The organism is Natronolimnobius sp. AArcel1 (genome assembly GCF_011043775.1).
Taxonomy (GTDB): Archaea; Halobacteriota; Halobacteria; order Halobacteriales; family Natrialbaceae; genus Natronolimnobius.
Genome location: NZ_JAAKXY010000006.1, coordinates 185,437 through 199,288 on the forward strand (window position 1 = coordinate 185,437; position 13,852 = coordinate 199,288).

Annotated in this window: 11 protein-coding genes; 10 read left to right on the forward strand and 1 reads right to left on the reverse strand. The window is 61.1% G+C overall.

Translation table 11 applies throughout. The features are described 5' to 3' along the window. Nucleotides 1-77 precede the first annotated feature (77 nt). From G6M89_RS18580 to G6M89_RS18625, 10 genes are all read left to right on the forward strand, one after another. Nucleotides 78-1,379, forward strand: a complete 1,302-nt coding sequence (locus G6M89_RS18580) for a P-loop NTPase (RefSeq protein ID WP_165163400.1) — start codon at nucleotides 78-80, stop codon at nucleotides 1,377-1,379. Between the two features lie 296 nt (nucleotides 1,380-1,675). Next, on the forward strand, nucleotides 1,676-5,218 hold the full coding sequence (locus G6M89_RS18585) for a molybdopterin-dependent oxidoreductase (protein WP_165163401.1): 3,543 nt from the start codon (nucleotides 1,676-1,678) through the stop codon (nucleotides 5,216-5,218). Between the two features lie 17 nt (nucleotides 5,219-5,235). After that, nucleotides 5,236-6,429: a 4Fe-4S dicluster domain-containing protein gene (locus G6M89_RS18590; RefSeq protein ID WP_165163402.1), complete on the forward strand. Its 1,194-nt coding sequence runs from the start codon at nucleotides 5,236-5,238 to the stop codon at nucleotides 6,427-6,429. A gap of 38 nt (nucleotides 6,430-6,467) precedes the next feature. Continuing rightward, nucleotides 6,468-7,295, forward strand: coding sequence for a molecular chaperone (locus tag G6M89_RS18595; protein WP_165163403.1), 828 nt, complete (start codon nucleotides 6,468-6,470; stop codon nucleotides 7,293-7,295). 150 nt (nucleotides 7,296-7,445) lie between these two features. Next, the gene (gene mobB / locus G6M89_RS18600; RefSeq protein ID WP_165163404.1) at nucleotides 7,446-7,970 is read left to right on the forward strand and encodes a molybdopterin-guanine dinucleotide biosynthesis protein B; all 525 of its coding nucleotides are present in this window, start codon (nucleotides 7,446-7,448) and stop codon (nucleotides 7,968-7,970) included. A 127-nt stretch (nucleotides 7,971-8,097) separates the two neighbouring features. Beyond that, nucleotides 8,098-9,042: an extracellular solute-binding protein gene (locus G6M89_RS18605; RefSeq protein ID WP_165163405.1), complete on the forward strand. Its 945-nt coding sequence runs from the start codon at nucleotides 8,098-8,100 to the stop codon at nucleotides 9,040-9,042. Continuing rightward, nucleotides 9,039-9,992: an ABC transporter permease gene (locus G6M89_RS18610; RefSeq protein ID WP_165163406.1), complete on the forward strand. Its 954-nt coding sequence runs from the start codon at nucleotides 9,039-9,041 to the stop codon at nucleotides 9,990-9,992. The genes G6M89_RS18605 and G6M89_RS18610 overlap by 4 nt, the downstream gene beginning before the upstream one ends. A 113-nt stretch (nucleotides 9,993-10,105) precedes the next feature. Further along, complete coding sequence (locus G6M89_RS18615; protein WP_165163407.1) at nucleotides 10,106-10,774, forward strand: helix-turn-helix domain-containing protein; 669 nt, start codon at nucleotides 10,106-10,108, stop codon at nucleotides 10,772-10,774. A gap of 174 nt (nucleotides 10,775-10,948) precedes the next feature. Then, on the forward strand, nucleotides 10,949-11,716 hold the full coding sequence (locus G6M89_RS18620; protein WP_165163408.1) for an enoyl-CoA hydratase/isomerase family protein: 768 nt from the start codon (nucleotides 10,949-10,951) through the stop codon (nucleotides 11,714-11,716). An 89-nt stretch (nucleotides 11,717-11,805) separates the two neighbouring features. After that, the gene (locus G6M89_RS18625) at nucleotides 11,806-12,738 is read left to right on the forward strand and encodes a PRC-barrel domain containing protein (RefSeq protein ID WP_165163409.1); all 933 of its coding nucleotides are present in this window, start codon (nucleotides 11,806-11,808) and stop codon (nucleotides 12,736-12,738) included. Between the two features lie 132 nt (nucleotides 12,739-12,870). On the opposite strand, the gene G6M89_RS18630 is transcribed toward G6M89_RS18625, so the two are convergent. Next, nucleotides 12,871-13,704: a hypothetical protein gene (locus G6M89_RS18630; protein WP_165163410.1), complete on the reverse strand. Its 834-nt coding sequence runs from the start codon at nucleotides 13,702-13,704 to the stop codon at nucleotides 12,871-12,873. Nucleotides 13,705-13,852 lie beyond the last annotated feature (148 nt).

Consider the following 13,852-nt stretch of genomic DNA (forward strand, 5'->3'; position numbering starts at 1 on the left):
CCCCAGTCGGGCTTTTTCTTCCCACTGGCTGGGAACACACGACGACTGAAAAAGGTCGTGCGGGCGTAGGTGGAGCTATGACAGCCGACCATTTGCTCACTGACGACGAGATCAGACACACGGTTGTTGACCGTGTTCGAGAGGTCCAGGTCGTCGACGGCGACCCAAGCAGCGAGGAACTGCTCGAGTCGGTCGACGTTACTGACGGCGTCGTCACGTTCACGGTCGTCTTCGATCGGTTAGATCGGCTGATGGCCGAACGCGTCAGCGAGCAACTGCGCGGTGCGGGCCTCTCGACGGATGGTGTTGCACACGTCCGAATTGAGGCGACGGATGCTGATGCGCCGGCTTCGGGATTGCCGGTCACAGGAGTCAATTCGCTGATCGCCGTCGCGAGTTCGAAAGGTGGTGTCGGGAAGACAACGATCACGGCCGCACTCGCTCGCGCACTTTCCGAGGCCGGACTTGATGTCGGTGTGTTCGATGCGAACGTCCACGCACCCGATGCGCCCGATTTACTCGAGGCCGAGGGCCCAGTTCACCAGACGCCCTCTGGGCGGCCGGAGCCGATCGATGCCGATGGAATCGAAATAATGAGTATCGAACTCATCGCGGACGACGGGCCGGTCGCCTGGCGCGGCGCGATGGTTCACGATGTCGTCACAGATCTGCTCGGAAATGCGGCTTGGAGCGACCGAGACATCTTGCTCGTTGATCTGCCGCCGGGGATCGGTGAGGCGGTGACCACCATCGTCCAGCAGGCACCGCTTGATGGCGCGCTGTTAGTGTCGACGCCGACCGATGCCGGAGCGCGAGCGACCGAACGGACTGGGGCGTTACTGACGGCAAACGACGTGCCGACGATCGGTGTCGTGGCGAATATGGTCGGCGACGAGGGGCCGTTCGCCGCCGACGGCACAGGGCTGCAAGACCGGATCAACGAGGAGGCACACGCCGCTGTCGACCCGATTCCGTTCGATCCGTCACTCCAAACCCCCGCGGCGTGTTCGTTTGCTGATCCCGAAACAGATGGGGAAGTCGCAATCGACGCACTCCGGGCCACGCTCGAGTCGTTTTGTGCTGAGATTCAGACACCAGCGTATCCGGCGGACGCGGTCGACCTGCGTGGATTGCCGCCGTCGACGAGCCAACAACAGGCGATTACGGAACTCGGCGTCGACGGTACCGAATCAGTTTCCGTCTCAGCGCTCACGCGCGGTGAGCCTGATGACCTCATCACTGCCGTCCGCACGAGTCTCGAGCGCGATGGGCGCGAACTGACGGCGACGACTGCTGACCTCGGGCAGGATGGCTGGCTCGTCGAACTCGAGGCAACAGCACGCACACAGTCTGCGTCGGAGTCCGAGTCGGCGACGTGAAGACGCAGTCAGTACCCAGTTGCGGTTGGTCCGATACGTGCGTATTCGCGTTTTGGCTGCCCAGTCAGCATTGCGCTAATTGCGATCCTCAGGGGCGCATATAAAGAACCACTATTGGAAGGGATTTGGCCGCAGAGTCCCCAATACGTGGGAAACCGCCTTCTCAGTTTAAGGGTAGAGAGCGCAGGTCCGGGTGTGCATGGTACAGGGACGATCCACTTCACGACGACACGCTCCCCGCTGGAGGGCGGCTGTATCGCCCGCCGACTATCTTCACACCGGTGCGAGGTGGTTCCATGAGTACTGATGATACTGACCCGGACGCAGAGTCCGGACTTGATCTGACGCGACGCGAACTCACCGCCGCGGCAGCTGGTATTGCCGGCGCCTCGGGGCTTGGACTCCTCGGGTATCGACGGCTCGGTCAGGAGGAGACGGCCGACGCCGACGAAGACGATGACGACACCCTGAATCCCTTCGAAGAGTACCCGAACGAAGACTGGGAAGAACACTATCGCGACGTGTGGGAGCCTGATGACTCGTACATCCTCACGTGTACGCCAAACGACACTCACAACTGCTATCTCGAGGCCTCGGTGAAAAACGGCGAAGTTACTCGCCTCGGCCCGTCGATGAATTACGGCGAAGCCGAAGGCCTCGAGGGCGAGCAGGCGACCCAGCGTTGGGATCCGCGAGTCTGTAACAAGGGCCTCGCGATGATCGAGCGATTTTACAGCGATCAGCGGGTGCAGGCCCCGATGGTCCGCGAGGGTTTCCGCGAATGGGTCGAGGATGACTTCCCGCGGGAGGACGACGGCTCGATGCCTGAGGAGTACGCCAACCGTGGCGAGGATAGCTGGGTCGAGATGGAGTTCGACGAGGCGTACGAACTCGCCGCCCAAGCAATCCTCGAGATCGCCGACCATTACAACGGTGACGATGGCGTACAGGACCTCTTAGAACAGGATTACGACGAGCGCGTCGTCGAGGAAACTGGCGGCGTCGGCACGCAGACCCTGAAGTTCCGCGGCGGGATGCCCCTGCTTGGCATGATCCGGCTGATGGGCATGTATCGTGTCGCGAACCAGATGTCGCTGGTCGATCAGCACATCCGTGATGTCGGCCCCGACGAAGCCGTCGGCGGCGTCGGCCTGGATAACTACTCCTGGCACACTGACTTGCCGCCGGGCCACACGATGGTCACGGGCCAGCAGACAGTCGACTTCGACCTCGTCAACGTCGAGTATGCCGACCACGTCGTGCTCGCGGGGATCAACTTCCTGACGACGAAGATGGCCGACTGCCACTGGTTGACCGAAGCCAGACTGAAGGGCACGAAAGTCACCGGCGTCTTTACCGACTACAACGCGACCGCCTCAAAGTGTGACGAACTGATGGTCATCCGGCCAGCAACCGACTCCGCGCTCTTCCTTGGTGCAGCCAAGATCATCATGGAGGAGGGCCTGTACGACGACTACGTCCGCCGGAACACCGACCTCCCGATGCTCGTCCGGATGGACGACAAAAAGCTGCTTCGCGCGAGCGACGTCATCGAGGGCTACGAATCCGAAGAGCTGGAAAAGACGAACGTCGTCGGGGACGACGACGAGCGCCCGGGCGAAGGCACGACGGACATCTGGGAACAGATCCTCACCGAAGACCTCCGCGAGGAATGGGGCGATTTCGTCGTCTACGACGAAGACACCGACGACCTCGAGCCGGTCACCCGTGATGAGATCGGCGATGACTTCGACGTCCCTGCCGCACTCGAGGGAAGCTTCGAGGTGGAGACGGTCGATGGCGAGACGGTGGAGGTCCGCCCGGTGTTTGACCTGATCAAGCAACATCTCGAGGACACCTGGGATGCAGAAGACGTTGCCGAGGTCACGGGCTGCTCGCCGGAAGCCGTCGAGAACCTCGCAGCTGACTGTGCGGATGCTCAGGAGGAGACGCTCATCCTGACCGGGATGGGGCCAAACCACTACACGAATCAGGACCAGAAAGACCGCGCGGTCTTCTTGCTGGCGTCGCTGACGAGCAATATAGGTCAGCACGCAGGCAACGTCGGCAGTTACGCAGGGAACTACCGTGGTGCGTACTTCAACGGCCGTGATCAGTGGATCTACGAGGATCCGTTCAACCCCGAAACCGACCCCGACGTGACGGACGTCGATATCCGGAACACGACGACGGCGCAGTCGGCTCACTGGTACTCTCACGGTGACCGGCCGCTGAAGGTCGAAGGCGAGTACCACATGGGCGACTCGCACATGCCGACGCCGACGAAGCTGCTGTGGGTCTCCGGTTCGAACTCGATCCTTGGCAACGCGAAGGGTTCCTACGATATCATCGAGAACATGCTCCGGAACGGCCGGATCGAGGCCTTCTTCACCAACGAGTGGTGGTGGACGGGAACCTGCGAGTACTCCGATATCGTCTTCCCCGCGGACTCGTGGGCCGAGCACCACCAGAACGACCTCACCGCGGCAGTGACGAACCCGTTCGTGATGGCGATGCCCACGACCCAGATGGAACGCATCTACGACACCCGCAACGACGCTGAAATCTATGCGGGCGTCGCGGAAGCGCTCGGTGACCTCCTCGATGACGACCGGTTCACCGACTACTGGACGTTCATCGACGACGAACACACGGCCAAGCCGTACCTCCAGCGGATTATCGATCACTCGAACACGGTCAAGGGCTACGACATCGACGAGATGTTAGAAGAGGCCGAAGAAGGTATCCCGAAGATCATCCAGACCCGCACGTACCCGAAAAAGGTCGGCTCCGAGCAGGCGCTTGACGACCGGCCGTGGTACACGAAGACGGGTCGCCTCGAGTTCTTCCGCGAGGAGGACATGTTCGCAGAGGCTGGCGAGAACATTCCGCTCCACCGTGAGCCGATGGACGGGACCTTCTACGAGCCGAACGCGATCGTTTCCGGTGACGATCACCCGATGATCGATCCGGACACGCCCGAGGACTTGGGCTGGGACGAGGATCGCCGCGACGGCGACGCTCGCCAGGTTCGCAACCGGATCTACACGCCCGAGGAACTCCTCGAGACTGAGCACCCGCTCAAGGAACTCGACGAGGGCTTCGACTACAGCTACATGACGCCGAAGTACCGCCACGGGACCCACACCTTCGCGAACTCGCTGCCCAACATCGCGGTGTGGTGGGGTCCGTTCGGTGACATGGAACGCCACGACGAGCGCAGTCCCTACTACGGCGAGGGCTACATCGAAATGAACCCCGCGGATATGGACGCGGAAGGGTTCAACGATGGCGACTACGTCTGGGTCGACGCTGACCCTGAGGATCGGCCATATCGCGGTGCGGACTCCGAAGACGAGGACAACTACGCCCGCGCAAAGATGCGCGTTCGCAGCCAGCCGGCGATGCCCGAGGGCGTCACCCGGAGCTGGATGAACCTAAACGGTGCCTCTCACGGAACCGTTGAAGCTCACGATCCTGACGGCGAGGAAGGCGACGGGCTGGCGAAAAACGAGGAGACGGATTACCAGTCGCTGTACCGTCAGGGCAGCCACCAGAGTGCGACACGTACCTGGTTCCGGCCGACCCTGCTGACCGACGATATGGCCCGGAAAAACTACGGCGGCCAGAACGTCGATGTTGGCTTCGAGATGGACGTCCACGTCGCCAACGGCGCACCAAAGGAGGCGTTCGTCAAGGTCGAGAAGGCCGAGGACGCCGCCCACGACGAGGACGAAGAACAGTGGATGCCCGACCGCAAGGGCTTGCGACCTAGCGGCGAGAATGACCGAATGAACGACTACCTGAGCGGCGGCTTCGTCAGCCAATCCGACGACTAACGACGAGGTGACTACCAATGGCAGAAGTATACAACTGGCAGATCGGACGCGAGATGGAATTCCCCTACGCCGAGTCCCGACCGGACCGGCAGTGGGGCGCAGTATTCGACATCAACAAATGCATCGCATGCCAAACATGTACGCTCTCGTGTAAGACCACGTGGACCCACGGCGAGGGCCAAGAGCACATGTTCTGGAACAACGTCGAGACCAAACCCTACGGCTCGCACCCTGTCGGCTGGGACGTCGAGATCCTCGAGGCACTCGACTATCAGGAGTGGGGCTCCGACGGCGTCTACGACGGTGATACGATCTTCGAGGCCAACGACATCAACTGGGACGACATGCTGGTCGATGACGATCCGAGTAACTTCCATGGCGAGGGAATTGAGGGCTACCGTCCAGACGACGAAGACTGGGCGTACCCGAACCTCGGCGAGGACGAACCGGCAGGCGAAGATATCGAGGCTGACACGCACATTGAGGAGAACCCACACCCGATGTGGTTCTTCTACTTGCCGCGGATCTGCAACCACTGCACGTTCGCGGCCTGTGCCGGCGGCTGCCCGGTTCAGGCGGCCTACAAGCGTTCGCAGGACGGCATTGTTCTCATCGACGAGGATAGCTGTGAGGCGCTGCAGGAGTGTGTTCGTGCCTGCCCATACGGGAAGTCGATCTACAACCCTGCCGAGCAGCGCTCACAGAAGTGTGTTGGCTGCTACCCGAAGATCGAGGAAGGGCTCGTTCCACAGTGTTTCGAGAACTGCCTCGGAAAGATCCGCCAACACGGTTGGATCAACCCGCTCGAAGACTACGATGCCTCGAACCCCATCGACTTCCTCGTTCACGAAAAGGAAGTCGCACTGCCGCTGTACCCTCAGCTCGGCTTAGAGCCAAACGTCTACTACGTGCCACCGATCAACGTCCCGACGGACTACCTGTTCCAGATGTTCGGGCCGGGCGTCGAAGATGCCATCGAAACCTACCGCGAGGCGATGAACGGCGCCGAAGAACACCGCGACTTGCGCGGCCTCCTGCACCTGATGGGCTCGACCGAATGGCGCGTCGAGGAGTTCGAGGTCACTGATGAGGAGGCCATCGGCTACGACGGCAGCGGCTCGACCGTCGCCCGCGTGCCGATGGAGGAACCACAGTACGAACGCGACTCATACGACGCAGCGAACGACGTTTACCGACTCGACGTAACGTAATCGAACCGCCCACCCACCACCCCCACGATCACGACACTATGGATCCACACCAACACGTCCACCGCGCACGACTGTACAAACTCGCGTCACTGGCGTTTGACCGCCCCAGTGACGAACTCAGCGCCGCCCTCGAGCGCGGCGAGTTTCAACAGCAACTGGTCGAGTCGGCCCGCGCGCTCGAGTCTGAGGCCCTGCTCGAGCACGCTGAAACGATCGCCGAAGCAAGTCCGACGGAGCCGGCTGGCGTCGACGACCTCGCGACACAGTATTCGACGATCTTCGGGTTCGAACACGGTGGTGAGATTTCACAGTATGAGATCGAGTACAGTACCGGGACAGTGCTCACCAGTACAGATACGATCGCCGATCTCTCGGGGTTCTACAACGCGTTCGGGCTCGAGAAAGTGGATGGGCGGCGTGATCGCTCCGACCACCTCTGTCTCGAACTCGAGTTCGTCTCGCATCTGGCGCTCCAGACGGCCGGACTTGCACTCGATGACGATAAGCAGGGTGTGACGATTCTCGAGAACGCCCAGGAGGATTTCCTCGAGGATCACCTCGGACGGTGGATTCCACAGTTCCGTACGACGGTCGAAGAGGGAACTGACGTGGCGTTTTACCGGGCGTTTGCCGCGCTGTGTGACGAACTGATCGCCGCGGACGCGGAGCGATTCGGTGCAGAGCCGACCGTCTTCCCGGAGACACCGCCGTCGCCGACGGAGCATTTCCTCGGCGGTGACGAGGAGGGAGACTTTCGCTGTAATGGCTGTGGTATCGACGATATACCGGGGCAGAATCCCTCACTGCCGAACGCACCCGGTGGCACCAACGGCGTCGATGCCGGTCGCGGCCCTGGACCGAACTGAGAGGCGAATCAGGTCCGATTCACCAGTCGCTTTTTGAACGCGAACGTCTGTCTCCGTTCGAAGCCGACCAACCCTTTACAACGGCGCTTGAACCCGTCCTATGAACCAACGCAGGACACTCGCCACTCGAATCAGTTGGGTACGCCAACCATGAAAGTCATCTCTCTCGTCGGCCCGAGTGACTCGGGTAAGACGACACTCGTTGAAGAACTCGTCCCACGCCTCACAGACGACGAGACTCGCGTTGGGACCGTCAAATCCATCCATCACGATATCGAGATCGATACGCCAGGTGCAGATACGCATCGTCATCGCACGGCCGGCGCCGAAACCGTCGTCGGGATCACGCCTGAACTCACGTTCGAAATCTCGAGTCAGGGCAAACGAGAGCCGCCGGCTGTCCCCGACTCGGTCGCAGAACGTCTCGAGGATGATCCTGAGCAACAGGCACTTGGGGCGGCGCTTGCCCGCCTCGAGCGTCGTGGATACGATATCGTCCTCGTGGAGGGGTTCACTGCGGCCCCATTGCCGACGATTCTCGTCGGCGAGCGCTCGCCTGCCGACGTTGGTGGGTCCGTACTTGGCCACCGTGACGATGGTCTCGAGGCGCTCGTGGAGGCAATCACATCGCTCGAAGCGTGGGACGAGAAAGGAGCGTCCAGCACGTCAGAGTGAGTCATCGCGTCCGGCTGTTCGCGTGACTGGTGATCTTGCCACACCAATCTGAAACTAGATCTGGTTATTTTCCCATGCCATAGGAACGACTATTGGTTATATTGCGGGCCATGCTCGAGTACCCAGTATGGACAGTCGTGACTGGCACTCGGCTGGGCGATGGAGTCGGCGTGCCGTCCTCGCTGGGGCCGCCGGAACAGCGGTCGGCAGTACTGCCGGCTGTCTCGCCGATAGCGACCGGGTTCGGGTGCTCGCAGCAGGCAGTCTCGCAGTCGCACTCGAGACGGATCTCGGACGGGCCTTTCACGACCAGACGGGAATTGCTCTCGAGGGCGAGTATCACGGCTCGAACGTCGTGATGCGGATGGTCGAAGACGCCAGTGCACATCCGGACGTGGTGATCAGCGCCGACGTGTCACTGCTTCGCGACCGACTCATCCCGGAGTATACGTCGTGGGACCTCTCGTTTGCAGCCAACGAGGTCGGGATCGCCTACGAACCGGAGACAGACCTCGGCGAGCGGCTTGCGGCTGGTGAGCCCTGGTACGAGGTGTTTGCAGACGCCGAGACCAACGAAATCGCGATCAGTGACCCCGATCTCGATCCACTTGGATATCGCGCTGTCCACCTGTTCGAACTGGCTGAGCGCGAGTACGATCTCGAGGGCTTTCGCGAACAGCTCCTCGAGCGAACCTACTGGGAACCAGACGAACCCCAGTTGCTCGCGGGCATTGAGGCGGGTGATCGCGCCTGTGCGGTTGCCTACCGGAACATGGCGGCCGATCACGGACTCCCGTTTCTCGAGTTACCCGATGCGTACAACTTCGGGAATCCGGCGTACGACGACCACTATGCCGACGCCAGCTATACGACGGACGACGGCTACGAGACGAGGGGGTCATCGACCGTGTACAACGCGACGGTGCCGGAAGCAGCGGACCGACCCGATGCCGGCCGCGAATTCATCTCGTTTTTAGCGTCGAATCCCACGATACTCCGCGAGCAGGGGCTTCGCGTCGACGAAACGTTTCCACAGCCAAACGGCTCGGTTCCTGCGGAGGTCCGACTATGACCACAGACACTAATCGAAAGCGGTCGTCGTCTTCGAACTCTCCGTCTCGCTCGGATTCGCCAGCGAACGGCGACGAAGACGATGCACTCGAGCGAGGGGCGACTCCGGCGCCAGCCACAGAGACGGATTCAGCATCCCAAACTGCGCCGCTTGCCACACGGACTGTCACTCGCTGGCTTCCGTCTGGGCTGGCGATTCCTGCCCTGCTGGGGGCGGTGTTGCTCGGCTACTTCATTGTCCCCTTTGCCGTCTTCTTCCTGCAGGTCGGGTCAGTCGACGTGCTCTCGGGGCTGGCCGATCCGACCGTCCAGCAAGCGATCCAGTCGTCACTCCTGACGGCACCTATTTCGACGGCGATTGCGACCGTCTTTGGCGTCCCACTGGCGTACGTCCTCTCGAGAGCCTCGTTTCGCGGAAAACGACTGCTCGAGGCGGCCGTGTTGATTCCACTTGTCCTCCCGCCGATCGTCGGCGGCGTCGTGTTACTGACCGTCGTAGGCCGGTATACGCCGATCGGCGCGGCGGCCGCAGCGCTTGGCTATCCGCTGACGGGCAGTCACGCCGGGGTAATTCTCGCTCAGACGTTCGTTGCTGCGCCCTTCCTCGTGGTCACTGCGAAAGCCGGTTTCGATAGTGTCGACCGCCGACTCGAGGAGGCTGCGCGAACGATGGGCTACGGACCGCTCGAGACGGCGCGGCTGGTGTCACTGCCGCTCGCACGCAACGCCATCGGGGCTGGAATTATTCTTACGTTCGTCCGCGCAATCGGCGAGTTTGGTGCGACGATGATGGTCGCGTACAACCCGCGGACGATGCCAACGCAGATTCGCGTCTCATACATCTCGCACGGACTCGAGGCAATCGTTCCGATAGCGCTTGCGCTGATTGCGATTACACTCGCGGTCACCATTGCGGTTCAGTTGCTAGTCGGAACACCTCGGCAGCTGTGACTGTATGTTCGTCCAGAAAGAAGCGGTAAGGGATGATGAAAGTCGGCCTAATCGTTTCTAACCACTTTGGAAGTGAGATTAATGCAGTTCCTGCTGTACTGATAGACGGAATCATGACATCGATCGCAGACATCGAAATTCCGGCCACTGGTACCGGACTGGGCGAACTCTTCGAGGCAGTCCCCTCGTTGAGTTGTGAGATGGAACGCGTCATCGCCTCGAGCGGCCACTGCCTGTGGCTTTCGGGTGCGACGCAAGACGAAATCGAACACGCGCTTGCGACCTCGAGCGAGGTCGACGACTACGCGCTGGTCAGCGAGGATACCGACCGCTGGCTCTACGACATCGAGTTCGATCCCGAGACGGTCGATCCGTTCACAGTCGTCCTTGAGGAGGGCGGGACGGTGTTGTCCGCGTCGGCGTCGAACGGCTCGTGGCTACTGAGCGTCCGCGTTGTCGACCGCGAGAACGTCAGCACGCTATACGACCGGCTGGTCGACAACGACGTTGGCCCGACCATCGTCCGTCTGTTCGATATGGCCGAGGAGACTCACTCGCAGTGTGGGCTTACCTCCCGACAGTACGAAACCCTGGTCGCGGCCATCGATCACGGCTACTTCGAAATCCCGCGTGAAGTGTCGATGCAGGAACTCTCGGACGAACTCGGCATCTCGCATCAGGCGCTCTCGGAGCGACTTCGCCGTGCCTACCGCGCGCTGGTCACCTCCGAACTCAACGTCGCCGAAGAGGAGACGACCGCGCCGCCGATGCCATCCGACTGAGATACCAGTTCCCATCTGACCGTCCCCTGCCCCGTCCGCTCCCCCGCGGCCGTATCTGATCGATTCTCTATTACGGCCACTCCTGTCCTACCCGCACTCTCACCTGCTCACCCGCAGCGACAGCCTCACTCGCTACAGCAGACGATATAAGAGCCTCGAGGCGGAGACTCGAGTATGCACGTCGATTCCAGTGATGGCGTCCTCGAGCTGACGTTCGATCGTCCCGGTGTCCGAAACGCGATTTCGAAAGCCGTCGCCGAACAACTCGTCGAGTTACTCTCAGACGTTTCGCCTGCAGAGTACGATGCAATCGTCCTCTCGGGTGAGGGCGACGCCTTCAGCGCCGGTGGGGACCTCGAAGCGATGACAGCAGGCCCTGACGCGCCGCGTGCCGAGTACGAGGCGATCACCGACAGTTTCGGACAGGTCGTCGAAGCCATGCTCGAATGTCCAGTCCCAATTGTCGCGAAAATTGACGGTGACGCCGTTGGCGCCGGGTTAGCGATTGCAGCACTGTCGGATATTGCCTACGCGTCGACGGAATCAACATTTTCCTGTGCGTTCGTCCGCGTTGGCCTCATTCCGGACACCGGCGGGACGTTCATGCTCCCGCGACTTGTCGGGCTGCGAACAGCGAAGAAACTCGCCTTTACCGGCGAATTTTTCGACGCGGAGTACGCCGCCGAGATCGACCTGATCAACGAGGCAGTCTCGTCTGCCGACCTCGAGGAGCGAGTCACAGAGACAGTCGAGCGACTTGGTCGTCGGCCAACCGACGTGATCGGCATGACGAAGCAGGCGCTGCACGAAAACATGGGCCGGCCCTGGGATGACGCCCTCGAGTACGAGACTATGCTGCAGGTTCAGGCACGCCACAGCGATGCCCACGAGGAAGGCGTTACCGCGTTCATCGAGGGCCGTCAGCCGGAGTTTGACGTATAGACTCGAGTCGCAGGAACGATCTTGTTATTCCGTCGCAAGCTACCGCAAGCACCACCATCATGGACGAATCCGTTGACACTCACATCGTAATGAGCCCAGAGTTTACCGACGACGACATCGGCAAGACGGTTATCAATGCAAACGGCGAAGACGTCGGCATCGTTGCAGATGTCGACCACGGGACTGCACACGTTGAACCAGACCCCGGCATTACGGATACGATCAAGGCCAAACTCGGCTGGGGCGGCACTGATGACGATGCGTATCCGCTGCAGCACGAAGCCGTGTCGCAGGTGACCGACGACGAGGTCCACCTCGAGAGTGATCTGCAGGGACGAGGAACGGACGCCGGAACGAGTACCAGTGCGGGTGCCGGAGCCGGGTCGATGGGCGATGAGACAGCAGATAGGGGGATGGGAACGAGCGATTCGGCGATGGATACTGACACGGACACAGATTCCGACATGGGTCGAGAGACCGGGACCGAAACCACCGGCGCAGGCGCGGGCGCTGGAACGGACACGGGTCGCGGCGGCGGCATTACTGACGACGATGACAGCCTCATCGGCGACGATGAGAGCGAGATGCGCCGCGATGACGATACGGGTATGATGGGCGATGATGACGACGATGGACTGCTCGGGGATGACGATGACAGCGGACTCATGGACGACGATGATGACGATCTCATCGGTGACGACGACGATACCCGTGCACGACACGACGACGATGACGACCTCATCGGAGACGATGACGATAGCGGACTGATGGACGATGATGATGACGATCTCATTGGCGACGATGACGATAGCGGCCTCATGAGCGACGATGACGATGACCTCATCGGCGATGATGACGATACCCGTGCACGACGTGACGATGATGACGACCTCATCGGTGACGACGATGATAGTGGCCTCATAGACGACGACGATGATGACCTGATCGGCGACGATGACGACGACGAGCTACTCGGTGACGATGATGATGACGACGATCTCATCGGCGACGACAACAGATAATCACTGTTCGCCACCACACCGTTCCGGAACCGATTCCCAATCGCTGTTTTGCTCATCGCCCACGGTCGGTACACCACCCTGCACCGACTGCAGTTCTTTGCGCGCTCGCTCGAGATAGTGGTCCCGCTGTGTTCAGGACCCCGGTTCACCGAACGACTCGCCCTCGCGTTCGTCCGCCCGGCGTCGCCGTAACGCTGCACGAGCGTTCGACGCGTCGTAACCAAAGAAGACGTTCTCGCCATAGGCCTCTGCCACCTCGAGTGCGTGGAGCAGGTTCTCGATCTCGACGTTGACCGCGTACAGTTCGATGCTAAACGGCGTCTCGAGGGCGGTTTCGAAGCCCTTGGCAATCGTCTCGAGCCAGTAGGTCGTCTCGTAGGCCGTATCGTACAGCGGGACGACGAACTCATCGACATATGGCTCGAGTGCCTCGAGATCGATGCCGGCGCGCTCGTAGAGGTGGCCAGGATAGGGATCAGGATAGAGCGTCATGTACACCCGGCCGGGGATGTGCTCGACGGCCTCCTCGAGAAACTCCGTGATGACAGCTGCACGCCACTCGAGGCGGTCGTCGTACTCGCTCGCCTCGAAGCGCTGCTCACAGATGCCACAGCGACAGTACTCGCCTCGAGGAAAGCCAATGTCGTCGAGTCGAACGTCCTCGTTTTCGGCGACGCAGTCGTCGATAATCTCGAGCAGGCCTTCGCGATAGTCCTCGCGGCTGGGACAGATGTACGCCCAGTCGAAGTAGGGCTGTTCCCTGTCTGCAGGCCGGCCCATGTCATCGACGGGAACGAGTGAGGGGTCTGCATCGGCGGCGGCGTTATCGCCGAAACACGACACCATGTTCACCGCATTCTCGAGTGGTTCGGCGGACCGGCCGGTCACGTCTTTGACTTCGTAGAATCCGTGGTCGAACTCCGGCCAGTCGACTTCCTCGGCGTTTCGGGTGACGACGCCGTACATAGTGGAGGGTACGACGCCGACCCTGTAAGCCGTTCGGTTCGGAGGGGTAGTATCCGGGTTATTCTGCTGGTTCGAACTCGACGTCGTCGATCTCGACATCTCCAGATCCGCCGGAGAACACCTTCCAGAGGACAGCGATGACGAACAG